This window comes from Hymenobacter glacieicola, from assembly GCF_014640315.1.
In the GTDB taxonomy this organism is placed as follows: domain Bacteria; phylum Bacteroidota; class Bacteroidia; order Cytophagales; family Hymenobacteraceae; genus Hymenobacter; species Hymenobacter glacieicola.
Genome location: NZ_BMGS01000003.1, coordinates 222,190 through 244,227, shown reverse-complemented (window position 1 = coordinate 244,227; position 22,038 = coordinate 222,190). Strand labels below are relative to the sequence as shown.

Sequence of the window (22,038 nt, the reverse complement as noted above, 5' to 3'; positions counted from 1 at the left end):
CGCTTGGCATCGTCTGGTTAGTTTAGCAACGTCAGCCGAGCGAGATGCTTCGGCTTCGCCTCTGCATGACGTTCTCCTGATTTACTGGACAGTTTTACTATTAAAAGCCCGCTTGCACCTAGCCAGCGGGCTTTTTCGTGCCCGTTAAAAAAAATTCTTCAACCTCTTGTATCTAATTGCGAAATATTCGTAGTATTACGAAAAGATAGTAATAGCTGATATGGAACGACTTACTCAACCCGAAGAAGAAGCCATGCGTGGCTTCTGGCAGCTCAATGGGGGCTTTATCAAGGATGTGCTGGAGCTGTTACCCGAGCCCCGCCCGCCCTACACTACCCTGGCCTCCACGGTGCGCAACCTGGAGCGCAAGGGCTACCTGCGCGGCGAAAAGCTGGGCAATACCTTCCGCTTCTCGCCCCTGATTGTGGCCGAAGACTACCGCAAGCGCTTCCTGGGTGCCTTCGTGGGCGACTACTTCCGTAACTCCTACAAAGAGCTGGTTTCCTTCTTTGCTAAAGACCAGAAGATCAGCACCGAAGAGCTCAAGGAAATCATTGATATGATTGAGCGGCAAAAGCCCCAGCAGCCATGATACCCGCGCTACTAGTGTACTTGCTGAAGGTGAACGGGGCCCTGCTCCTGTTGCTGGGAGTGTACTATGCCCTGCTGCGCCGGCTCACCTTTCATCAGCTGAACCGCGCCTACCTGCTGGGGGCGCTGGGGTTTTCGGCGCTGTATCCGTTGCTGGATGTGTCGGTGCTGCTGGCCCGGCCAGCCGGGCTGGAAACCCAGCTTAGCGTGCTGCTGCCCAACTGGCCCGGGAGTGGCAGTGTAGCGCCCGTACTGCCCGCCGAGGAAGGCGTTAACTACGGATTCTGGCTGCTGGTCGTTTACTGGGTAGGCGTGGGCCTGATGACGCTGCGCCTGCTGCTGCAAGCAGCTTCGCTGGCCGGCGTGCACCGCGCCTCCCGTCCGGCCCAGATAGCCGGCGTGGCCTGCCGCCAGGTAGCTGCCGACATCAACCCCTTTTCCTTTTGGCAGACGATTTACCTGAACCCAGCCCAGCACGCGCCTGCGGAGCTACCAGCCATTGTGCTGCACGAGCAGGTGCACGTGCGCCAGTGGCACACGCTGGATGTGCTGCTGGGCCATATTCAGCGGATTTTCGGGTGGTTTAGTCCGGGGGCGTGGCTGCTGCTGCGGGCCGTGCAGGAAAACCTGGAGTTCATCACCGATGAGGCCGTGCTACAGACCAAGCAGCTCGATACCAAAACGTACCAATACAGCCTGCTGCAACTCAGCACCCTGGCTTCTGGGCCGGCGCTGGTTACTCCTTTCTCCTTTATCACTCTTAAAAACCGTATTCGTATGATGAACGCGCAACGATCTGCCCGCGCTCAGGCCGCCCGCTACCTGCTGGTGCTACCGCTGGCCCTGGGGCTGCTCAGCCTCTCGGCTCCCGAAGCTGCCTCTGCTGCCCTGACTTCGTCCGGTGTAAGCACGCCCACGGGCCCCGATGTTGAAAAGGAAGCTCCTATTAGCGCCCTACCCCCCGCCGCGCTGGCCTACATCGTAAAGCAGTACCCCGGCTACCGCCTCATTGGCGTCGCGGAAGTGCGCGCCGCCGATGGCAGCAACCTGCGCTACCGGGCCGAAATTGCCTACGGTCGTCGGCCGGAAAAAGTACTGTTCGATGAAAAAGGTAAGCCCTTAGCCGTTGCCCTGGAGCCCCTGTACTTCCTGGACGGCAAGCCCAGCACCAAAGCAGAAGTGCAGGCCCTCGACCCGAAAGCCATTGAAAGCATGAGTGTGCTGAAAGGTGAGCAAGCCCGCACTGCCTTCGGCGAGAAGGCCACGGATGGTGCCATCCTGATTATTACCAAGAAAAACAGGGATTCGGCGGCGGTTCAGGCCTTTATTAAGGAGCATAGCCTGAGTTTCGAGCCGGCCAAGCCCGAAGATCAGCGGGTCATCAACCTGATAAGCGCCGGTCGGGGCCTGAGCCCGGCTGATGTGGGCGGACGGCTGCTGATCCTCAACGAGAAGGAAGCCACCATCGAGCAAACCAAGATTCCGGCCGCCCAGCTTTCCTCCGTTTTCGTGATGGATGCCGAGCGGGCTACCGCTAAGTTCGGTGAAAAAGGCCGGCAGGGAGCTATTGTAATAACTACCAAGTAGATAGTGTTGACCAGGCCAGCGTTTTTGCTGGCGCAGCAGCTGTAGAAGGATAGGTTACCGGGCCGGTTGCGGAAAGCAGCCGGCCCGGTTTTGTATCTTGGGAGCCGAACTTTTGTTTGTTGCTGCTATGCTTACCCTTTCCTCTTTGCGTTGCCTGGTTGCCCTAGCTGGTCTGCTTACGGTAACGACCTTGCACACTCTTGATATTCAGGCTGCTGCCCCGGCGCCGGCAGCTCGTGCCGCTACGGAGGAGCCCAGCCTGTATTTCCTGGACGGGCAGCCTTCGGACCAGAAAACCATTGAGCAGATCAACCGCCGGACCATTGCCTCGGTAAACGTGGTGAAGGGCGACGAAGCCCGCCGCATTTTCGGGGCGGAGGCCGGTGAAGGGGTTATGATTGTGGTAACCAAGCGCAACGTAGGCTCCGCGGCGGTGGCCGAGTTCAACCGCCGCTACGATATCCGGCCCGTGGAAACGCCCGCCCCCCCGGCCGCTCCTCTGCAGCCCTAAGCCCTGCCGGGTGCGCTGCCCTGGCCATACGTGGCCGAGCAAAGCACCGTTCACTACCTAGGGTAGGCCGGCCGTGTTCTACTTGCACTCGTCCAACACGCAGCCCGCCCCGTATCCGGACCACTTTCTTTACTGGTTAGCTTCCTCAGCCGCCCCCGCATGACTCCCACTACGCTTGCTGACTTCCTGGACTTAACGTACCGGCCCGACCTAGGAATTGTAGCCGCCCGCTGGACGCGCCCGACGGCCTCACACGAGCTACGCGCCGGCTACCAAGAAGTGCTGCGCTACGCTACTACCTGCGACTCCTGCCGCCACTGGCTCGTGGACTCCCGGCGCCGGCTAGAGGTAGACTCCCGCGACGTGCACTGGCTGACCACGGTGTTCTACCCGCTACTACGCCAGCACCTCGGCGACCATGTGTACCTGGCCTTTCTGGTGGCTCCCTACCAGCTCGACGACGTGCACGATGAAACCCTGCCGCCCTTGCCTCACACCCACGGCGACTACTGCTCACTCAACCAGTTTACGGATGAGGGCGAGGCTGTGCGCTGGCTGTGCTCCCGGGGCTAAACTGTTAGGCTACCCGGTAGCAGCCGTTCCAGAAGCTTCCCGGGCTACCGGGCACGGGTAGCCAGCCAGGCCGCACCGGCCGCAGCTAGAAATACCCCGGCAATGGCCACCCGGAAAAAGCGCGGCGCCGCTGCTGCGCGGGCGGGTAAGGCGGGCTGGGGCACCGGTTGCCCGCTGACAGCCCGCAAGATGAGCTGAACTGTTTCGGTTGGTTGGTCCCACTGCGGAAAGTGTCCGCAGTCGTCAAACCAGTACAGCTGGGCGTCGGGAAACAAGCGTTGGGCGCGTGGGGCCTGGCGCGGCAAACATACCAGGTCCTGCCGGCCCCAGCCAATGACAAGCGGGGCCGGGATGCTACCCGCCGGGGCACCCTGCTGCCGCTCCCCGTACGCCAGGTTGCGCAGCAGCTCATCAAAGGAAGGCGCGGTGGCAAACGTGCGCATCTCCGGCAGGAGTACGTCCGGCGAAAGCCGCGCCGGATGGGCAGAGAGCTGCGAAAACAACAGTGTGCGCGTTACGGCATTGCCCGTGAGGGCAGGCATGAGGGGTTGTAGCCCCCGCACCAGTCGCACGGAAGCCGCCACGGAGTAATAGAACACCGGAATTTCCCAGCCCTGCCAGAAGCCGCCCGGGTTGAGGGCCACTGCCGCCCCCACTACCCCACCCCGGCGGGCCAGTTCCAGCACCAGTCGGGCCCCCATGGAGCTGCCCACGGCATCAATGCCAAGCAGGTCGTGGGCGCGCAGAAAACTAGTCACCGCATCGGCCAGCGTCCGGATAGAAACCTCCCCGGGCAGGGGCGGGGTAGCCCCAAAGCCGGGCAGGTCCACGGCAAGCACGTCCCGGTGCTCGGCCAGCTGATCGAAGACGGTAGACCAGGAACGCCAGCTGCCCCCAATGCCATGCAGGAGAAGTAAGGGTTGGCCCGTGCCGCGGCGGATGTAGTGCATACTCAAGTAGTAAAGGGGAAACCAAGTCGCCAAGCAAATCCGCGGAGCGGCGCAACCGGTTTCCTGTATACGCGCCGGCGCCGGGGTTGGGTGTGTGCTGCCTGTAGCGGTGGCCGAGCTGTAGGAGTGCTCCCGCTGGCTCAAGTTAACCCAAGTTGCTACACGGATTTTATTGGAAAAATGAAATGAAATGCTGCTAACGTCAGAAAAGGCAAGGGATACTCTTACTATAGAATTTTTCTTAGATAAAATCTTTATATCAGCTTGTTATGATAATTAAATAAAGATTCGCTTTATTTGGAGGTACCTCGTGGTGCCGTGCTTCTCTCACCTCTTATTCTTTCTTATGTTCAAAACGTTACTCTTGTTACTTTTGGGCTTCCTTTTGTTCCTAGAGCCGGCTCCCACGCGGGCCGAAATGGGAAGCACCACCTCGTCGGTCAGCGCCGACGTGGCAACCAGCGTTCCGGTCTTTCGTCGTTCCTACAAGCGCGGGCGGCCGAACTACAAGGCTTACCGGGGAAACAGCCGCCACAAAATGAAGAAGCTAGGTCCGTTTCGCCGCTGGAAGCTTCGCCTCAAAGCCCAGCGCAAGCGCAAGCGTAACCCAAGCGTAAAAGTGGGTGCCCCCACCCGCAGCATGCCCAAGAAATAATATCACTCCCCTCACACGCAACAAGCCGGTTTCCGCACCCACGGAAACCGGCTTGTTGCATGATAGGCCACGTAGTAGGCAGCTACGCCTCAGCTTAGTTAATCAGCCGAAGCCGCCACCAATCTTACCAACTGCCGCTGGTATTGTCGTCACTGTCAAAGCCCCCACCACCGGTATCATCCGACGATGTGTCGTCGTAGGAGGAGCTGTCGTCGGAGGAGAAATAATCCGGGGAGTCGTTTGCCGTGTAGTCTTCGGAGAAATAGTCGGGCTCCGCTTCCGGGGTAGCATCGGCGCCGCCCAGGGCCGGAAAACCGCCCGCTGAGGCCGCCCCCGCGGCGGCTCCGCCCGCGGCACCGGCAGCATCCGGGTCAAAAGCACGGGAACCATCGGGGTGGAAAGCGGAGCTGTCGGGGGTGTCGTGGCCCTGGGCCATGCGGTTGCCCAGGTATGCGCCGGCCGCCGCCGCGGCCCCCGTCATGAGCATGCCGCCCATGCCACTGCCGCCGCTCCCGCCCCCAAAACCGGAATTACGGTTGGGGAGAAAATCGGGGGCGTTACCGGGCTGGTTTACCGGCCGCTGGCCATAGCCGCGGTTAGGGTCGTAGGGCTGGTTTGGTTGCGCGGGCTGATTGGGCAAGAAATCCGGGGTTGCGCCCGGGGCGGGGGCGGCCGGCGTCCGGCGTCGAAACAGCTTCGAGATAAGCCAGATGCCGCCGCCAATAACCAGGGCGCCCAGGGCCAACGCACCCCAGCCAAAACCCGACGACGCTGACTCCGTTGCTGGTAGGGTAGGCGCAACGGGCTCCGGAACGGCGGCCTGAGTTGGCAGCTCGCTGGCAAGGCCGGCCCCGCTGCCGGCTCCTATTTCAGCGGTGCTGTTAGGTGCCGGGCTGGTGGCAGCCGGTTGGGTGCTGGCCGGTGCCGAGCCGGGGTTAGCGGCCAGCATCACCGCGTTGAGGCCCGCGCGCAAGCCGGCGAAGTAGTTGCCCTGCTTAAAGCTAGGCGTCATTTTCTCGTTGATAATCTGGCTGGTCAGGGCAGGCGTAATTTGCTGGCGTAGCCCCGAGCCGGCTTGAATCGTGACTGTGCGCTCCTGGGCTCCTATCAGCACCACCACGCCGTTGTCTTTGTCGCGCTGACCAATGCCCCAGGCCGTGCCCAGCTCCCGGGCGTAGTCGGCTACCTCGCGGCCCCCGAGGGAAGGCACCGTCACGACCACAATCTGGGTGCCGTTTTCGTCGGCGTAGCGGCGCAGGCCGTTTTCCAGGGTTTTGGCGTTGGCGGCGGGTAGCAGCTGGGCCTGGTCATTTACAAACCGGAAAGGAGCGGGCCGGGCCGGCAGGTCTTCGGCGGGGGCGCCCACGGCGGCTTGGCTTAGGCCGGCCACCAGCCCCAGCCACAGGAAAAGAAGGATGCGGTGCATGAGTTCGTACGAAGTGAAGTGGAAAGATGCTCGTCGGACTATTCTACGACGCGGCGCGAGACGTGGCCACAGCCAGGGCGGCTTACCCGCCAAAACACAAAAGCCGGTTCGGGTCCCGAACCGGCTTCGTGCTGGCAAGCAGGGCCAGGCCTCAGGAGCCTACCCCCGAGCTTTGCGGACGGTTTTTCATTTCTTCGTTTGGGTCCACGGAGCCATCGGTCCGGGGCTGGCCGTTGCTGCCGCCTTCACCCGCCTGCACCGTTACGTCGGTGGCCTGCTGCCCCACGCGCTCCGACATCTGGCCGGCGCTGCTGCCCTGGTTCTGGCCGCCGCGCACCTCAATCTGGTGGCGCATGGTTTTCTTCTCGTCCTTGGGCACGCTTATGCGCAGTACGCCATCTTCGAAAGAGGCCTGAATGCGGCCGGCATCCACGGTGTCGGGCAGCTGGAAGGCGCGGTGGAAGGAGCCGAAGGAGCTTTCGACTACGTGGTAGCGCCGCTGGTTTTGCTCGTTGCGGAAGTGCCGCTCCCCGGATATGGTCAGGCGGCCCTGGTGGAAATCAACCTTAATGTCTTCGCGCTTCATGCCGGGTAGGGCGGCCTCAATCTCGTAGCTTTTCTCCGTCTCGTAGGCATCTACGTGGGGCGAGAAGCTGTTCACCCGCCCCCGCGAGGCCAGGGAGTCGCTGAAAAACCGGTCGAGCATGGTGCTGAAGCTCGAGGAACTCATGTCAGAAAAGGAGTCCTGATATTTCTGAATAGCCATGAGGAAAGTTGTTTTAGCGTGAGAAATAATGATGAATGGGAATTTATACGACCTTGAAAATCACAGGTTATAGGCGAGGTAGTCCCGCTTTTTACTTCTCAGCAATGGGCCACCGAAATACCTGTCCGGAGAACGGCCAAGCTACCCGATACGCTCTGGCCCGCGCCAGCCAACAGAACCACTGGCGCTACTAGGCTGCACCGACAGTCCGACGCAAAGCGGCGGGAACAAGGCGCGGAATAAAACCGATGTCGGAGTTCCCGCCAAGGGGTATTGCCTTGTTACAGGGGCCAGTAGGCGGTTGCTTATCGGGGCAGTGGGGAAGCTCACCCCCGGATTTTGTTCAAACTATTGGCACTGGTCCAAGGTTGATTTGCATTGCCTGCGTGAGCTGCTGTCGGCACCCGGGCTTACATCCTCATCCCCTCGAAAACAACGTCCATGCAACCCTACCAAGGCCTAGACCTGCAATTCATTAACGGCGAGTGGAAACCCGGCCGCGAAGACGACTACATCCGTGACATCAACCCCTTTGATAATTCCGAGCTGCTTACCATCAAGTGTGGCGGCCTCCAGGAGCTGGATGAAGCCTACGCGGCTGCCAAAGCTGCCGCCCCGCACTGGGGCAACACCCTACCCCAGGAGCGCCGCGATATGCTGCTGCGCGCCGCCCAGCTGCTGCTCACCCGCAAAGACGAGTTTGCCAACTGGATAGCCCGCGAAGCCGGCGGGGCCCACGCCAAGGCCGAGGCTGAAATCATGCTGGCCCACGAGGTGCTGATGGAGGCGTCCTCGTTCCCGAACCGCCTGCACGGCTTTATTCTCAACTCCAGCACGCCCGGCAAGGAAAGCCGGGTGTACCGCAAGCCCCTGGGGGTAGTGGGCATTATCAGTCCCTGGAACTTCCCGGTGCACCTGTCCATGCGCTCCATTGCCCCGGCCCTGGCCTGCGGCAACACCATTGTGGTGAAGCCCGCTTCCCAGACGCCCGCTACCGGCGGTACGCTGCTGGCCAAGCTTTTCGAGGAAGCCGGCCTGCCCCCGGGCGTATTCAATGTGGTTATGGGCAAGTCGTCCGTCATCGGCGACGCCTTCGTGACCCACCCCGTGCCCAAGCTCATTTCCTTTACCGGCTCAACCCCCGTCGGCAAGGGCATTGGCAAGCTGGCCGGCGAAAACCTGAAAAAAGTAGCCCTGGAGCTGGGCGGCAACAACGTGTTCATCGTCATGGAAGATGCCGACCTCGACCAAGCCGTGGCCGCCGGCATGATGGGCAAGTTTATGCACCAGGGCCAGATCTGCATGGCCATCAACCGTTTCCTGGTGCACGAGCAGGTCTATGACGAGTTCTGCACCAAGCTGGTAGCCCGCACCAAAGCCCTGAAAGTAGGCGACCCCCAGCAGCGTGATACCGACATCGGGCCCCTCATCGACGAGAAGCAGGTGCAGCGCATTCAAAAGGACATTGAAGCCAGCGTGGCCCAAGGAGCCGTTATTGAGGTGGGCGGCCAGGCCGATGGAGCCACGCTCTACCCCACCGTGCTGCGCAACGTGCGCAACGACATGCCCATTGCTCAAAACGAAATCTTCGGCCCCGTAGCTCCGCTGATTTCCTTCCGCGACGAAGCCGAGATGCTGCAGCTAGCCAACGAGCTGGATTTTGGCTTGAGCGGAGCCTTGCACACCCGCAACGTGGCGCGCGGCGTGCAGCTGGCCCGGCAGGTGGAAACCGGCATGATTCACGTCAACGACCAAAGTGTAAACGACGAGCCTAACGCCCCGTTCGGCGGGGAACGGGAGTCGGGGCTGGGCCGCTTCGGGGGCGAGTGGGTAATGGAGGAAATGACCCGGGTGCAGTGGGTTTCCGTGCAGCACGAACCCCGCGAGTACCCGGTTTAAGCAAGACCTCAAGGAGCGGCACGTAATGGGCCGGGGCGTTGGCTGTGCGTAAGCCAGTGCTCCGGCCTTGTGCGTCGGGTGTATTTTGGAAGGCGCTGCTTAGCCCCTTCGCAGCCCTTGAGCGGGGGCCTGGGCACCGAGTCAGAGGTGGGTGGCACTACCCGACCGGGTAGCCTGGGCCTGGGATGCACTATCCAACAGAAACAGCCCCGGCCTTTCGCAGACCCGGCGCAAAGGTGTACTTTAGGCCCGATGAAATCCACCGAGCAGCCCTTGGTTTATTTTGAGAATGCAGCGGGCCGCTTGCTGGAAGACCCGGCCGGTTTCATTCGGGCCAGCTGGAGCGGTAACCCCTACGGCATGACCGAGGTGCGCGGCTTGTTTACCCACATGATGCTGGGCCTGCAGCGGCGGGGCTGGAGCCGGATTCTGATCAACCAGCTCGCCATGCGCCCCTTTACGCTACCGGAGCAAGAATGGATAGCCCAGGAGTGGCTTCCGCAGGCCGTAAACGCAGGAGGCTACCGCCACGGTGCCGTAGTCGTTTCGCCCGAAGTAATGGTGCGCCTGGCCACGGCCTACATCACCACCCATAGCCAAAGCTTGCCCATTACTTACCGCTCCTTTGATACCGATGCGGCCGCGCAAGCCTGGCTCCTGCAGCAGCCCAGCTTTCCGCTGAAGTACTAGCGTTTCAGGCCCGGCTCGCACACCTAGCGGCAGGCCCCGGCAAGTAAGAAGCCGCTTCAACTTGTAATATTGTTCGGCCAGCTACGTCAGGTAGCAGCCTTTGTAGCAAGTAATCCACAAGTCATACTATCTGTTACTTAATTGTGTCAGTGACTGTGTTAGTTTAAAAATTGACACATGGAGCCAGCCCTTCGTTTTTTAGCTTGGCTTACTTGAACTGCTTGTCGAAAAAGCACTTGGACTAACGCTGGGTTGGATGGTTTAGGGCTGCTGGAAATGACGTAGGTGCACCCGAAGTAAGCAGCAGACCATCAGCAATAGAAAACGTAGAATAGAGGTGGTGCAAGCCCGTTGGACTAGAAGTAGTACAGTGCTGCTTCGTAAGGCCAGGGCTGCTTGAACTTGCGGCGGTAGCGCACCGTACTGCTACCTGCTGGTTCTGCGTGAGACTTTTGCCCGAAGCAGAACCGTAGCTGGGGGTTGCTGCCCTCTGCTCTACCATTCATATAATGCCGCGTGCTTTCTGCCTTATGTTCCGTTTCCTGTCCTTTTTCCTGCTGGCACTGGGCTTTGCCGCTCAAACTGCCCAAGCCCAAAACCGGCCACCAGTGCAGTCGGTCCGGCGTCACCCTACCGAGCGTGTAAGCCCCGTGCCCGGCGTAGCCCTGCCCGCCGGCGTAGGCCAAGACAAGGCTGAGCCCGTCCCGGCGCCTACCCAGGTGCTGCCCAATCACCCGCTGCCCCTGCCCTCGGTGCCAAGCGGACAGGTAACCGTAGGCCCCCTCGACTCGGCGCAGGTGCAGCCTACCCCCCGCCGCCGCGCCACTCCCGCCCGCTCCCAGAAACGCCGCCCCTAACCCTCAGGTGTAGGGGCCCTGCGGCAGGGAGGTGACAAGTGGAATTCCCACAGTAAGAGGTATCGGGGGCGTTTGCCAACGCGTTAGGTTGGGCTAAGAGAATAGTATCCCTCGGCTTCCTTTATATTAGGCTTCCCTTACACTGCTTTCTTGCTACCCTTCTCATGAACGAGCAACTCGATGTCATTAACTCTTATTTCGACCTTGTTCAAGCATTCAACACGGACCCTGCGGCGTACGCGGCCGTGCTGCACCCGGAGGTAGAACAAACGGAGTTTCCTAACCTGCTGTACCGCAGCATTCAGCGCCGCTCCTTCATGGATATTCTCGACAACCTGCGGGTGGGCCGGGAACTGCTCCGCGACCCGCAGTTTGACGTACAACGGACCCAGGTAGCTCCCGATGGCAGCGTACTGGTAGAGGGCCTCTGGCAGGCCACGACCATCAGCGACATTGGCCCCCTCTTGCGCGGACAGCGCCTGCTGGGCCAGCTGTGCCTGATTTTCGAGTTCAAGGATGGGAAGATTTTTCGGCAGCGGCGCTACCCCTGCTACGAGTTGGCGTAGCCAAGGCCTTGCGCCAGTACTTAGCAGCTTTCCTATGCGCCGGGGCAAGACTTCCTCGGGGTGACAAGCAGCCGAAGCACATGGCCTCATTTTTGCCCGCGCCCTTGGTCTGAAACCGGATGAGCGGGTTTTCAGCAGTTGTTTCTCCTACCTCTTCCACATGATGAAATCTTTTCTCGCTGCCGCCTTGCTTACCGTAGCGGCTCTGGCCTTTGGCCCTACCTCGGCCCAAGCCCAAGTAACCATCAACATCGGCCGGCCCGCGCCCCAGTACGTGGTGGTGCGGGAGGCCCGCCCCGTAAAGAAGTACAAAGCCCCCAAATACAAGAAAGGCACCGTGCTGCTCGTGCCCGCGGCCCCGGTGTACTACGCCCCGCGCGGTGGCCACGGACATGGGCATGGGCACGGCCACGGCCGAGGCAAAGGGCGCCACTAACCAGCGGCAGTTATCCGTAAAAAAAGGCTTCTACTATCCGTGGAAGCCTTTTCTGCCTTATGGAGGACCACGCTGGAAGGTCGTGGGTGGTTAAGTTTTCATCAGTAGGCAGTTATGCCTAGCCGATAATCTGGCGGGCCAAGGATGGCAGGTCTTTGCCCTGGTAGGTAGGTGGCGTGGCCAGCGGGTAGAGGGTCTGGCCAGGCCGGGCAATGAAGCCACTGCGCAGCCCCGCATCCTGGGCCCCGGCTACGTCCCAGCCGTGGGCGGCTACGAGCAGGACCTCGGTGGGCGCCACGCCCAGGGTTTGCAGGGCCGCCTGGTAGGTGTGGAAGTGGGGCTTGTACAGCTGCACTTCATCAACGCTCAGCCCCCGCTCGAAGAAATGAATGATGCCGGCGTAGCGCAGTTGCGCATCCAGGGTCAGCTGCGGAGAGTTGGTGAAGGCCACCAGCCGAAAACCCGCATCGAGCAGCATTTGCAGGCCCCGGGGCACGTCGGGGTGGGCGGGCAGTTGGGAAAGTAAACCCACCAGCTCCTTTTTGGTGGTGGGCGAGAGGCGCTTTTCCTCCAGCATATCGGCCGTCATGTCCAGGGCTGCTTCCGCAATGTGGCCGAAGGGGTGGTAAGTACCCGTTACGGTGTCTACCAGCGAGTAGTAGAGCAGCAGCCCAAACCACTGCTTAAAGGCGTGCTTGTTGCCGAAGGCTTTCGGTACGGCCCGCTTGAGCTTGCCCATGTCGAGCAAGGTTTCATTGACGTCGAAGAGCAGCACCTTCGGTAGCGGGCGGTAGATGGAGGAATCAGGCATAGACAGGAGTAACTAGGTCCGGCACGCGCCGGTCTACTTGCTGGTACGCAGCTACTCCCGGCGCGGCGGTACAGGATGATGGTGTTGCGGCTGGTTCTACTCCACTCAATGCCCTGCCACTCACGCCTCCGCCGCTTCTCGGCAGCCCCTAATACCGGGCAAGCACCCTAACCAGCTCCACCCGACCACTTTTCCACAAGCTACCTCCCCAAGGGCTTGCCAGCCGAAGCGGCCAGGCGCAACCGCAGGTATTGTTGCAGCCAGATGGGGTACAGGTTATAGCCCATGTTAAGCAGCGTCAGCAGCCCGGCCCAGCCCCAGTAGCCCTGCACGGCCGCATACGCACCAGCCCATAGAAAGACCAGCAGCGCCGCCACGTGAAACCGCTCCATGTGGTAGCTGTTGCCCACCAGCGCCGCCCCCGACCGATGGCCCCGCACCCGGCGGTACTGCGGGTAGCGCCGCCGGATAAGCGCGTTAACGACACCTCCGTGCTGGGCCAGGCGGTTAACCACCGGCACTCCTACCCGCCGATAAGCCACCACCGACTCGCTTAGCTGCCAGCACCGAAACCAGCCGCGGGGCAGAGCATAGGCCAGCACACTCAGCCCCAACAGCCCGTACAGCCACGGCCGCGCCATGTGCTGGTGGCAAAACACCGTTAGCGGCCCCCAACTCAGCCCCGACCATACCACCGACGGCACGGCATTATAAAACGCCAGCCGGCCAGCCGGCGGGGCAGCAGCATTTCCGGAAGGTGCCATAGCAGCAAAGTACACAGCACCGCGCAGGTAGTAAAACCAGCCTCAGCTACCTTAAGTGTCCCTGCGCCTACGCTTCAAGGGTTCTTGTAGGAGGCACGGGCAATTCCCTGCACCAACGGCCGCAGCCAGGGCACTAATGGGGTATGGTTTTACGCACAACAGAATTCCACGAAGTTTAATCCTACTCTACCGCTAGTCCAGTGAATGTGGCCTAGCGGGCGCGCTATTCTACCTGCTTCAACGGCACGTTAGCAAAGGTACCCGTAACAGTAATGTCGCACTTGCGCTTCGGGAAGGTGCCGTAGGCCACTGTTGGGTCGCTAGAACCAGTTAAGGTGGCGGTGTAGGTGCCGCTCAGGAGTTGCCGCTTGGCATCGTAGCTGCTGATGGTGAAGCTACCCGTAACGTGCTGCATGTTGCTGAAGTACAGAATGGTACCGCCGCCCAGGCTTTCGGATTGCTCGTAATAGTATCTCACATCCACATTAAGCGTTTGGTCGCGGAGGGTTTTGAGGGTGTAGGTGCCGGTAAGAGCGGCGGCTAGTTTCGTGCGGTCTAGCGCGAAGCCAATGCCCTCGGTACGGGTAATGGGCTCCACGCTTACCGACAAACTCTGAGCATTCTGCGTGACAGACCCCTTCAGTTGCGGTGCCTGAAAGGTGGTATCCCGGTGTTGGCCGTTGTCCTGGTACACAATGGAGCGGCTATAAGTAACGGTGGGCTCCGGCAGTGGCTCGGGCGTTTCTTCCCGATCATCTTTATCACAGCCAGCGGTAAAGGCCAGCGTCAGACCCAGCAATAGCGAGAGAGTAGCGTTGTAGTTCATAAGGAATAAAGAAGCGTAAAAATGCTATATAGAAAAATGTGCTAGGTTGGATTGCGAGTGGCCTAGAATGTAGGTGTACCCATATTTTAGTTGTTTCTATAAAGCGTAAGTGTGTTCGGGTTTATGATATATGCATTATTAACACCTTTTCTATTATGCTGTTTAACCTATTCAGGGAACATAATATCGTACGCTTCTGGATTTCGCCAGTAATAGTTCCAGTTAATTATGGCTTCATTAAAATACTCAACCTTGCTATCCAATAAATTTATATTCCTAATTTCATTACTGCTGTTGTATGAAATTTTGCAAATCAAATTAGGTTTGATTCCATTGCTATTTAGGTTTCTTCCGCGTTTGTCGTGTTTATAAACCCAAATATTTAAATATTTAACATTTAAGTATTTGTAGTTGTGTTGTTTGGTTAATTCATTGCTTTTTTTAATACTATGATTTCTTAGATTTTCGAGTGAAGATTTTATTAAACTTTCCATAATATCTTTGCTGTCATTTTGTTCGTCATATACGTACTTTGTTTCAACTATCATGTATTTGTTAGTGGCATTGACATGTTGATTAATGTCTTTAAATTTTAATTTATTAACAAATTCACTATTGTCTATTATCTTGTATTTTGTAGTATCGCTTATAAATATATTGGGATTCATGCTAGGTGGCATTATTTGATTGAAGCCAGCTAAATACATTTCAAGGCTATTTGTTATTGCTTTTGATATGTCTTTATGGCTGTCGAATTTTTCTTGGTTGATATCGTTTAAAATGTCAATATCAAAGTTGATAAATCCAGGAAATTTATTGTGCGTTATATGGATATGCAGTATATCAAATTTTTTTGATGCTAGTTTGCCTGCCTGTATTGCAGTTTTTACAATGTTATTTTCTAGTTCCTTCTGTGTTTTACATTTAGATTCTATGTTAACTACTAGCTGTTTTTTGTTTAATATTTGTTGATGGATAACAGTTGATATATTCCAATTATCGAATGTGCTACTTAGTCTTATTTCCTCGAAAAATAGATGGCGAGGTAATTCAACTCCTAAAGATTTTAAGTCGATAATATAAAATTTTATATATGCTAATGAAAATCCATTGATAATATCAACTAGCAAATCAAATTTCCTTATAAACTGATAATAATATATTGACGTTTGATTTTCTTTTTTGTCTATATAGTGCGCTTTGGTTTCTTTATATATTATTTTGCCATGACCTATTCCATTTCTAATGTTGTTATCGTATACTTTATTCAAGTAAGGAAATACGGTTTTTGATAGCTTTTCGATACAAGTAAATAAATCGAGATTATCAGTCTTTTTTCCTTGAATATTCAACATAATATATGTCGCTAGTTGAATGTGGATCAATAATGAGCCTTCAAGGAGCTGTAGATAATTATAATTTATATGTTCGTCTATGAATACAGCGTCTTTGTCCTTTACTATGCATTCATGTATGTTCTTTCTGTTTATGGCTTCAAGAGTTTTGTATGATATATTAAAGCCTTCAGCTCTATCTTTGATAAAGTGTAATAAATTGTTTCTTTGTGTATGCAGGTTTTCTTTTAAAAATACGTAATAATCGTTAAACGCTTCTGTGTTATAATACTTCTCAGGTGATGATTGCGCATATCTGTGTAAAACTAGAAGCATGTTTCCTTCCTGTATTCCCAATGATTGTGAGATAGTATTTCTCCAACTGTGATTATTGTACTTGTATTTCATGAACTATACGATATAAAAAAGGGAGCGAAAGTATTTTCGCTCCCTTTAAAACAAAAATTGTTCCTTCTTACGAACCGCAGGCCTCGCAGGCGTCGGGGTTGTCCAGGGAGCAGGCCATGTCGGAGGCGTTCTGGGCGGCTACGTTCAGCGGCTCCAGGGTCTCGGCGGCTTGCTTCTGCACTGTGCTAGGAGGCTTGTTTCAATTCTGCGTTAGGAGGTAGTTTGCCAATCTTTTTCAGGTAGGCAAACAACTCACGCTTCGTAAGCGGTCCGCTGATGCGACCAGCTTCCCACTCTTCAGAAGTCTTCCCGTTCATCGAGAGGTTGGTCGGGTTCTTCGGCGAGTCGGCGGAGGATAACGTCTTGGATTGTTTCATAGCGCGGTAACTCTACGTCATGTACCACGAGCTTAGGCCCGTTGATAGTAAAAATAACGGAAATAAACTTGCGACGGTTCGTATAGCCGACCATCTCAATCTGGCCGTTGACTTGTAGGTACGTGTGCGCCCGCTCCGCTACTTCCAGTAAGTTGGTTATCTCGTCAAGCTCTATGCTGACGCTGTGCAGCCAGTTTAAATTAAGCTTAGCAAAGTCTATTTCGTAGTTAGCGAACATAGTAGCGGGTAACAAAAAGCCACCTCATCTGAGGTGGCTTTTTATTGAAATATCTACTCTCTTTTACGCAAAACTTAGCTCGGCTGTTAGGAGCCCGACTGATATTCCCTACGACCCGCAAGCCTCGCAAGCGTCGGGGTTGTCCAGGGAGCAGGCCATGTCGGAGGCGTTCTGGGCGGCTACGTTCAGCGGCTCCAGGGTCTCGGCGGCTTGCTTCTGCACCGTGAACTTGATGGCATCCACGGCGGCCTTGGTGCGCAGGTAGTACATGCCGGTTTTCAGGCCCTTCTTCCAGCTGTGGAAGTGCATGCTGGTGAGCTTGCCGAAGTTCACGTTAATCACGTGCAGGTTCAGACTCTGGCTCTGGCAGATGTAGGCGCCCCGGTCGGCCGACATATCAATGATGCGGCGCTGCGAAATCTCCCACACCGTCTTGTACAGGTCCTTGATGTGCTGCGGAATGTTGGGGATGTCCTGCACCGAGCCGTTGGCGGCAATGATGGCGTTCTTCATCTGGTCGTTCCACAGGCCCAGCTTCACCAGGTCCTTGAGCAGGTGCTTGTTCACCACCATGAACTCCCCGCTCAACACGCGGCGCACATAAATGTTGGAGGTGTAGGGCTCAAACGACTCGTTATTCCCCAGAATCTGGGCCGTAGAGGCGGTGGGCATGGGGGCTACCAGCAGAGAGTTGCGCACGCCGTGCTCCATTACCTGGGCGCGCAGCGTTTCCCAATCCCAGCGGCCCGACTCCGGCGTTACACCCCACAGATCGAACTGGAACTGGCCCTGGCTCAGGGGCGAGCCGGGGAAGGTTTCGTAGTGCCCGTCGCGGATGGCCAGGTCCTTGGAGGCCGTCATGGCCGCGAAGTAGATGGTCTCGAAGATGTCCTTGTTCAGGCCGCTGGCTTCGTCGCTCTCGAAGGGCATGCGCAGGGCAATGAACGTATCGGCCAGCCCCTGCACGCCCAGCCCGATGGGGCGGTGGCGGCGGTTGCTGCGCTCGGCTTCCGCTACGGGGTAGTAGTTGATGTCGATAACCTTGTTCAGGTTCATCGTGGCGTGGTAGGTTACCTCGTAGAGCTTCTGGTGGTCGAAGATGAGGTTGCCGGCCTCGTTGGGGCGCACGTAGCGGGGTAGGGCCAGGGAGGCCAGGTTGCACACCGCTACCTCGTCCTTGTCGGTGTACTCCATAATCTCGGTGCAGAGGTTGGAGCTCTTGATGGTACCGAGGTTTTTCTGGTTGCTCTTGCTGTTGGCCGCGTCCTTGAACAGCATGTAGGGCGTGCCGGTCTCGGTCTGGCTTTCCAGGATGGCAAACCACAGGTCCTGGGCCTTAATGGTTTTGCGGCCGCGGCCTTCGCGCTCATACTTCTGGTAGAGGCGCTCGAACTCCTCGCCGTAGCACTCATCCAGGCCGGGGCACTCGTTGGGGCACATCAGGGTCCAGTCGCCGTTGGCTTCCACCCGCTTCATGAACAGGTCGGGCGTCCAGAGGGCGTAGAACAGGTCACGGGCGCGCATCTCCTCCTTGCCGTGGTTTTTCTTCAGGTCCAGGAAGTCGAAGATGTCGGCGTGCCAGGGCTCCAGGTAAATAGCGAAAGCGCCCTTGCGCTTGCCGCCGCCCTGGTCCACGTAGCGGGCCGTGTCGTTGAACACCTTCAGCATGGGCGTCAGGCCGTTGGAAGTACCGTTGGTGCCTTTGATGTAGGAGCCCGTGGCGCGCACGTTGTGCACGGCCAGGCCAATACCGCCCGCGCTCTGCGAAATCAGGGCGCAGTTCTTCAAGGTGTCGTAAATGCCCTCAATGGAGTCATCCTTCATCGTGAGCAGGAAGCAGGAGCTGAGCTGGGGCTTGGGCGTGCCGGCGTTGAAGAGGGTAGGGGTAGCGTGGGTAAACCACCGCTCGCTCATGAGATTGTAGGTCTCGATGGCGGCGGCAATGTCCTCTTTGTGAATGCCCACGGCCACGCGCATCAGCATGTGCTGGGGCCGCTCCACTACCTTGCCATCGAGGCGCAGCAGGTAGCTCCGCTCCAGGGTCTTGAAGCCGAAGTAGTCGTAGTTGTAGTCCCGGTCGTAGATAATGGCCGAGTCGAGGGTAGCGGCGTGGGCGTGCACAATTTCCCACACGTCCTGGGCAATGAGGGAGGCGTTTTCGCCCGTCTTGGGGTCCTCGTAGGTGTGCAGCCGCTTCATGGTGCTGCTGAACGACTTGCTGGTGACCTTGTGCAGGTTACTGACGGCAATGCGCGCGGCCAGAATGGCGTAGTCGGGGTGCTTGGTGGTGAGCGAGGCGGCGGTTTCGGCCGCCAGGTTGTCCAGCTCAATCGTGGTTACGCCGTCGTAAATGCCGTCGATAACCTTCTTGGCTACCTCAATCGGGGAGATGAAGTTCTGGTTGAGCCCGTAGCAGAGCTTCTCGATGCGGGCCGTTACTTTATCGAATTTCACGGACTCGCGGCGGCCGTCGCGTTTGATTACCAACATAGGCGTAGCAGGGTGATGTGGTAGTAGAAGTATGAGTACAGCCGGAGCAGGCCGGCCAAACAGTTCAGGTAAACACTCAGGCGCCAACCGAGCGCCAAGGCCAGGTCAACGGTTCCGAATATATCCGTCCGGAAAGGTCAGGACAAACCTATTCTTTGGAAGTTTTCCACATACTGCTAAAACGTTAGTGCTGAGGCCGTTTTTTGTCATGCAAGGGTCCCTATATAGTCGGCTAATAAGGTTAGAAATCAGGTTGCTGATTTCCCGCAGAAATGGTATTGTCGGTGGGGCAGGAAGGGGTAGAGGTTGCTAGAAAACAGAACAGCACGTCAGCTTGCCAAAGCAAAGGCTGACGTGCTGTTTTAGCTCTGCGCGCGGCAGAAGGCGTGAGCATCTTACTTCCCGGGCGGCTTGTAATCGAGGCCGAAGCGCTTGGCGTAGCTGGCCAGGGGCTCCATGCCAATGGCGGCGCGGCGCTCATCCACATGGGCCTCGTCTTCAATGTCGTGAAACACCATCTTGCCGTTGGCATCTCCCTTAAGCTGGCTGCCGTAAATCTGGGGCTTGCCCTGCCACATCAGCATGCGGTCCTGCAGCAAGGCCAGCGCCGACTTCGCCAAGTCGCCCCGCTCGGCGGCCTGCTTGGCCAAGGGAAAGTACTTCTCAATGGTGGGCAGGTCGGAATGCTGAATAACCAGAAAGACCGTTTGGGTCCCCATGTTTCCTACCTCCGATTTTTTCGGCCACCCGTGCGTATCCAGCAGTTTGGTGATGCGCTGCAGGTTGCGGGCATCGGTGGCTTCAATTTCCTTCCAGAGCGCCGTCATCTCCGGGGAGTGTTGGCCGTATTGCTTTGCAATAGCCTCGTGCTTCATCCGCCCGCCCTGGTCCGAGGCGTAAATAGAATCGAGCTGCTGTTTTAGGGGCTTGTTGTAGTTGGCTTCTGTCCTAGCTACTGCTGCTTGCAGTTTGGCAAGCATAGGTTGCCAGCGCTTGTCGGTATGCAGAGCGGTCAGGTCGGTGTCTTGCTTGAGGTGGGCTACGTTCTCCCAACCGGCCAGGGTAGCGCGGTCCAGGTACTGGAAGGCTTTGGTGGCGTCGCCGGCCAGCGCCCAACTGCAGGCCGCGTTATAGTAGTCGCCGCTGGTAAGCTGAGCTTTGCTTTGTTTGAGCGCTTGGTCGTAGAACTGTCCCGAGGCCTTGTAGTCTTTGGAGGCGTAGGCGTCGCTGGCGCGCTGCTTGAGCGTACCGGAATCGGCCTGGGCCAGAAGAGAGCCGCTGCTCAGCACAAAGGCAGCTAGCAGGAGGGAAAACTTTTTCATAAAACGAGAATATAGGGTAGGTAATAAAGGGTAAGCCAAGCGCTTGTGGTTTCGCTTAGGGCCTAAATATTGCAGGTTTGCTATAAACGAGCAAGGGGTGTCAATCGTATGATTGACACCCCTTGCGCATGGTTGCAGTGTGCTACCGATTAAAAGTCCTCGTCGAGGGAGAAGGCATTGGAAGTCCGCTCGCTCAGCACGCCGGCTTTCTGGTACTCGCCTACCCGCTTCTCGAAGAAGTTGGTTTTGCCCTGCAGCGAAATCATTTCCATGAAGTCGAAGGGGTTGGTAGCGCCGTAAATCTTGCTGTAGCCCAGGGAGTCGAGCAGGCGGTCGGCTACAAACTCAATGTACTGCGACATAAGCTGGGCGTTCATGCCAATCAGGTTAACGGGTAGGGCGTCGGTCACGAACTCCTGCTCAATCTGCACGGCGTCGCGGATGATTTCGTGCACGCGCGACTCGGGCAGCTTGTTTTGCAGGTGGTCTTTGTAGAGCAGGCAGGCGAAGTCGCAGTGCAGGCCTTCGTCGCGGGAAATCAGCTCGTTGCTGAACGTCAGGCCGGGCATCAGGCCCCGCTTTTTCAGCCAGAAGATGGAGCAGAACGAGCCGGAGAAGAAGATGCCTTCTACGGCGGCAAAGGCAATCAGGCGCTCGGTGAAATTCTCGGAGTTAATCCACTTGATGGCCCACTCGCCCTTTTTCTTCACGCAGGGTACCGTTTCCAGGGCGTTAAAGAGGTGGTCCTTCTGCTTGGGGTCCTTGATGTAGGTGTCAATCAGCAGGGAGTAGGTTTCCGAGTGGATGTTTTCCATCATCACCTGAAAGCCATAGAAGCAGCGGGCCTCGGCCATTTGCACTTCCTGCATGAAGTTCACGGCCAGGTTTTCGTTTACGATGCCATCGGAGGCGGCAAAGAAGGCTAGTACGTGCGAGATGAAGTGCCGCTCCCCGTCGTTCAGGTTTTCCCAGTCTTTCTGGTCCTGGCCCAGGTCAATTTCCTCGGCTGTCCAGAAAGAGGCCTCGGCCTTCTTGTACATCTGCCATACATCGTTGTGCTGAATGGGGAAGAGGACGAAGCGGTTGGGGTTCTCGGTGAGCAGAGGTTCCATGGCAACAGGAAATAGAATGGATAAATGGGTGTCAGACGAGCCGTCTGGGCAAGTGAGGTGCTAACTCGGCCCGCGCTGGTTTGTTTCGGCCGCCACCGGCAGGTAGTCAGCGGGTCAGGAAGCCAAAGATAAACCCCTCTTCCGGGAGGGACGGTGGTGCTTGGGCATTTTTTGTGTGTTAATTTTTGTGTATGCCGCTAAGCTGCTGGCCGTTGTAAAGTCTCTGAAATTCACGGAGTAGAACTCAGCAAAGAGACCCACGCACAAGAAGTTATCCACATTTGGCTTGTGGACAATTATAGTTATCCACAAAATTTTATTCGCGTACCCGCCGGCGCGTTCCTGCATAAGAGAAGATCAGGCGGCTATTCTGCGGGAGCAATGAGGTTTAGTGAGTTAGGGTTTGGATTTGTAAAACGATCCTTCTACTTTTGCCTTCCATTTTTCAGAAACCGCGAAGACGCCGATGTACGCAATTGTCAACATAGCCGGGAAGCAGACCAAGGTCGAAGCCAATAAATTTGTATACGCCCACCGTTTGGCTGGCAACGTCGGCGACACCGTGGAGCTGGGCAAAGCCCTGCTGACCGATGATAACGGAACCCTCACCATTGGCGCCCCCGAGCTGGACGTGACCGTAAGCGGCACTATCCTGGCTCACGTAAAGGGCGACAAAGTGCTTGTATTCAAGAAGAAGCGCCGCAAGGGCTACAAGAAGCTGAACGGCCACCGTCAGCAGTTCACCAAAGTACTGATCAACAGCATCGGCTAGTAAGCCAATTAAAATTGAGAGTTAAAAATTAAAAATGGTCGCTGAGCGTGCTCCGGCTACAATTTTTAATTCCTCAT

General features: G+C 57.0%; 22 protein-coding genes. 11 read left to right on the top strand and 11 right to left on the bottom strand.

Annotated elements, in window-relative coordinates; translation table 11 throughout:
- Positions 1-220 precede the first annotated feature (220 nt).
- The 4 genes from IEW18_RS06925 to IEW18_RS06910 all read left to right on the top strand — a co-directional run bounded on the left by IEW18_RS06925 (position 221) and on the right by IEW18_RS06910 (position 3,262).
- The gene (locus IEW18_RS06925) at positions 221-592 is read left to right on the top strand and encodes a BlaI/MecI/CopY family transcriptional regulator (protein ID WP_188557102.1); all 372 of its coding nucleotides are present in this window, start codon (positions 221-223) and stop codon (positions 590-592) included.
- Complete coding sequence (locus IEW18_RS06920; protein ID WP_188557101.1) at positions 589-2,178, top strand: M56 family metallopeptidase; 1,590 nt, start codon at positions 589-591, stop codon at positions 2,176-2,178. The genes IEW18_RS06925 and IEW18_RS06920 overlap by 4 nt, the downstream gene beginning before the upstream one ends.
- Positions 2,179-2,305: 127 nt before the next feature.
- A complete protein-coding gene (locus IEW18_RS06915) occupies positions 2,306-2,689 on the top strand; it encodes a hypothetical protein (protein ID WP_188557100.1) in 384 nt (127 codons plus the stop codon).
- 159 nt (positions 2,690-2,848) lie between these two features.
- Complete coding sequence (locus IEW18_RS06910) at positions 2,849-3,262, top strand: hypothetical protein (protein WP_188557099.1); 414 nt, start codon at positions 2,849-2,851, stop codon at positions 3,260-3,262.
- Between the two features lie 44 nt (positions 3,263-3,306).
- On the opposite strand, the gene IEW18_RS06905 is transcribed toward IEW18_RS06910, so the two are convergent.
- Entirely contained in the window at positions 3,307-4,212 is a 906-nt protein-coding gene (locus IEW18_RS06905; RefSeq protein WP_229728630.1) for an alpha/beta fold hydrolase, read from the bottom strand.
- Between the two features lie 346 nt (positions 4,213-4,558).
- On the opposite strand from IEW18_RS06905, the gene IEW18_RS06900 reads away from it, so the two are divergent.
- A complete protein-coding gene (locus tag IEW18_RS06900) occupies positions 4,559-4,867 on the top strand; it encodes a hypothetical protein (protein ID WP_188557097.1) in 309 nt (102 codons plus the stop codon).
- Positions 4,868-4,991: 124 nt separating this feature from the next.
- On the opposite strand, the gene IEW18_RS06895 is transcribed toward IEW18_RS06900, so the two are convergent.
- Positions 4,992-6,293 (bottom strand): TPM domain-containing protein, encoded by a 1,302-nt coding sequence (locus IEW18_RS06895; protein WP_188557096.1) that lies wholly within the window; start codon positions 6,291-6,293, stop codon positions 4,992-4,994.
- Positions 6,294-6,444: 151 nt separating this feature from the next.
- Positions 6,445-7,059 carry an Hsp20/alpha crystallin family protein gene (locus tag IEW18_RS06890; protein ID WP_188557095.1) on the bottom strand — a complete coding sequence of 205 codons (615 nt, stop codon included), beginning with the start codon at positions 7,057-7,059 and terminating at the stop codon, positions 6,445-6,447.
- Positions 7,060-7,500: 441 nt separating this feature from the next.
- Between IEW18_RS06890 and IEW18_RS06885 the strand changes: the two genes are divergently transcribed.
- From IEW18_RS06885 to IEW18_RS06865, 5 genes are all read left to right on the top strand, one after another.
- Entirely contained in the window at positions 7,501-8,958 is a 1,458-nt protein-coding gene (locus tag IEW18_RS06885; RefSeq protein ID WP_188557094.1) for an aldehyde dehydrogenase family protein, read from the top strand.
- 252 nt (positions 8,959-9,210) lie between these two features.
- Entirely contained in the window at positions 9,211-9,648 is a 438-nt protein-coding gene (locus IEW18_RS06880) for a hypothetical protein (protein WP_188557093.1), read from the top strand.
- A 530-nt stretch (positions 9,649-10,178) separates the two neighbouring features.
- Entirely contained in the window at positions 10,179-10,505 is a 327-nt protein-coding gene (locus IEW18_RS06875) for a hypothetical protein (protein ID WP_188557092.1), read from the top strand.
- A 164-nt stretch (positions 10,506-10,669) separates the two neighbouring features.
- A complete protein-coding gene (locus IEW18_RS06870) occupies positions 10,670-11,071 on the top strand; it encodes a nuclear transport factor 2 family protein (protein WP_188557091.1) in 402 nt (133 codons plus the stop codon).
- 160 nt (positions 11,072-11,231) lie between these two features.
- Complete coding sequence (locus IEW18_RS06865; RefSeq protein ID WP_188557090.1) at positions 11,232-11,507, top strand: hypothetical protein; 276 nt, start codon at positions 11,232-11,234, stop codon at positions 11,505-11,507.
- A 118-nt stretch (positions 11,508-11,625) separates the two neighbouring features.
- Here the strand turns inward: IEW18_RS06865 and IEW18_RS06860 are convergent, their stop codons facing one another.
- The 8 genes from IEW18_RS06860 to IEW18_RS06825 all read right to left on the bottom strand — a co-directional run bounded on the left by IEW18_RS06860 (position 11,626) and on the right by IEW18_RS06825 (position 21,189).
- Positions 11,626-12,318, bottom strand: a complete 693-nt coding sequence (locus IEW18_RS06860) for a haloacid dehalogenase type II (RefSeq protein WP_188557089.1) — start codon at positions 12,316-12,318, stop codon at positions 11,626-11,628.
- 200 nt (positions 12,319-12,518) lie between these two features.
- A complete protein-coding gene (locus IEW18_RS06855; RefSeq protein ID WP_188557088.1) occupies positions 12,519-13,082 on the bottom strand; it encodes a glycosyl-4,4'-diaponeurosporenoate acyltransferase CrtO family protein in 564 nt (187 codons plus the stop codon).
- A gap of 223 nt (positions 13,083-13,305) precedes the next feature.
- Complete coding sequence (locus tag IEW18_RS06850; RefSeq protein ID WP_188557087.1) at positions 13,306-13,908, bottom strand: hypothetical protein; 603 nt, start codon at positions 13,906-13,908, stop codon at positions 13,306-13,308.
- A 167-nt stretch (positions 13,909-14,075) separates the two neighbouring features.
- The gene (locus tag IEW18_RS06845; RefSeq protein WP_188557086.1) at positions 14,076-15,650 is read right to left on the bottom strand and encodes a hypothetical protein; all 1,575 of its coding nucleotides are present in this window, start codon (positions 15,648-15,650) and stop codon (positions 14,076-14,078) included.
- 297 nt (positions 15,651-15,947) lie between these two features.
- Positions 15,948-16,265, bottom strand: a complete 318-nt coding sequence (locus tag IEW18_RS06840) for a hypothetical protein (protein WP_188557085.1) — start codon at positions 16,263-16,265, stop codon at positions 15,948-15,950.
- Between the two features lie 108 nt (positions 16,266-16,373).
- Positions 16,374-18,755: a ribonucleoside-diphosphate reductase subunit alpha gene (locus IEW18_RS06835; RefSeq protein WP_188557084.1), complete on the bottom strand. Its 2,382-nt coding sequence runs from the start codon at positions 18,753-18,755 to the stop codon at positions 16,374-16,376.
- Between the two features lie 395 nt (positions 18,756-19,150).
- Positions 19,151-20,077 carry a DUF6624 domain-containing protein gene (locus tag IEW18_RS06830; protein WP_188557083.1) on the bottom strand — a complete coding sequence of 309 codons (927 nt, stop codon included), beginning with the start codon at positions 20,075-20,077 and terminating at the stop codon, positions 19,151-19,153.
- A gap of 149 nt (positions 20,078-20,226) precedes the next feature.
- Positions 20,227-21,189, bottom strand: coding sequence for a ribonucleoside-diphosphate reductase small subunit (locus IEW18_RS06825; protein WP_188557082.1), 963 nt, complete (start codon positions 21,187-21,189; stop codon positions 20,227-20,229).
- A 466-nt stretch (positions 21,190-21,655) separates the two neighbouring features.
- On the opposite strand from IEW18_RS06825, the gene rplU reads away from it, so the two are divergent.
- Positions 21,656-21,961 carry a 50S ribosomal protein L21 gene (rplU, locus tag IEW18_RS06820; protein WP_188557081.1) on the top strand — a complete coding sequence of 102 codons (306 nt, stop codon included), beginning with the start codon at positions 21,656-21,658 and terminating at the stop codon, positions 21,959-21,961.
- The last annotated feature ends 77 nt before the right edge of the window (positions 21,962-22,038 follow it).

Excerpts from the sequence above, each read along its gene's own strand:
- IEW18_RS06925 (WP_188557102.1), top strand. The coding sequence starts at position 221 with ATGGAACGACTTACTCAACCCGAAGAAGAAGCCATGCGTGGCTTCTGG.
- IEW18_RS06835 (WP_188557084.1), bottom strand. The coding sequence starts at position 18,755 with ATGTTGGTAATCAAACGCGACGGCCGCCGCGAGTCCGTGAAATTCGAT.
- IEW18_RS06875 (WP_188557092.1), top strand. The coding sequence starts at position 10,179 with ATGTTCCGTTTCCTGTCCTTTTTCCTGCTGGCACTGGGCTTTGCCGCT.
- IEW18_RS06845 (WP_188557086.1), bottom strand. The coding sequence starts at position 15,650 with ATGAAATACAAGTACAATAATCACAGTTGGAGAAATACTATCTCACAA.
- IEW18_RS06910 (WP_188557099.1), top strand. The coding sequence starts at position 2,849 with ATGACTCCCACTACGCTTGCTGACTTCCTGGACTTAACGTACCGGCCC.
- IEW18_RS06890 (WP_188557095.1), bottom strand. The coding sequence starts at position 7,059 with ATGGCTATTCAGAAATATCAGGACTCCTTTTCTGACATGAGTTCCTCG.
- IEW18_RS06895 (WP_188557096.1), bottom strand. The coding sequence starts at position 6,293 with ATGCACCGCATCCTTCTTTTCCTGTGGCTGGGGCTGGTGGCCGGCCTA.
- IEW18_RS06915 (WP_188557100.1), top strand. The coding sequence starts at position 2,306 with ATGCTTACCCTTTCCTCTTTGCGTTGCCTGGTTGCCCTAGCTGGTCTG.
- IEW18_RS06920 (WP_188557101.1), top strand. The coding sequence starts at position 589 with ATGATACCCGCGCTACTAGTGTACTTGCTGAAGGTGAACGGGGCCCTG.
- IEW18_RS06900 (WP_188557097.1), top strand. The coding sequence starts at position 4,559 with ATGTTCAAAACGTTACTCTTGTTACTTTTGGGCTTCCTTTTGTTCCTA.
- IEW18_RS06855 (WP_188557088.1), bottom strand. The coding sequence starts at position 13,082 with ATGGCACCTTCCGGAAATGCTGCTGCCCCGCCGGCTGGCCGGCTGGCG.
- IEW18_RS06905 (WP_229728630.1), bottom strand. The coding sequence starts at position 4,212 with ATGCACTACATCCGCCGCGGCACGGGCCAACCCTTACTTCTCCTGCAT.
- IEW18_RS06865 (WP_188557090.1), top strand. The coding sequence starts at position 11,232 with ATGATGAAATCTTTTCTCGCTGCCGCCTTGCTTACCGTAGCGGCTCTG.
- IEW18_RS06850 (WP_188557087.1), bottom strand. The coding sequence starts at position 13,908 with ATGAACTACAACGCTACTCTCTCGCTATTGCTGGGTCTGACGCTGGCC.
- IEW18_RS06830 (WP_188557083.1), bottom strand. The coding sequence starts at position 20,077 with ATGAAAAAGTTTTCCCTCCTGCTAGCTGCCTTTGTGCTGAGCAGCGGC.
- IEW18_RS06840 (WP_188557085.1), bottom strand. The coding sequence starts at position 16,265 with ATGTTCGCTAACTACGAAATAGACTTTGCTAAGCTTAATTTAAACTGG.
- IEW18_RS06880 (WP_188557093.1), top strand. The coding sequence starts at position 9,211 with ATGAAATCCACCGAGCAGCCCTTGGTTTATTTTGAGAATGCAGCGGGC.
- IEW18_RS06860 (WP_188557089.1), bottom strand. The coding sequence starts at position 12,318 with ATGCCTGATTCCTCCATCTACCGCCCGCTACCGAAGGTGCTGCTCTTC.
- IEW18_RS06885 (WP_188557094.1), top strand. The coding sequence starts at position 7,501 with ATGCAACCCTACCAAGGCCTAGACCTGCAATTCATTAACGGCGAGTGG.
- IEW18_RS06825 (WP_188557082.1), bottom strand. The coding sequence starts at position 21,189 with ATGGAACCTCTGCTCACCGAGAACCCCAACCGCTTCGTCCTCTTCCCC.
- rplU (WP_188557081.1), top strand. The coding sequence starts at position 21,656 with ATGTACGCAATTGTCAACATAGCCGGGAAGCAGACCAAGGTCGAAGCC.
- IEW18_RS06870 (WP_188557091.1), top strand. The coding sequence starts at position 10,670 with ATGAACGAGCAACTCGATGTCATTAACTCTTATTTCGACCTTGTTCAA.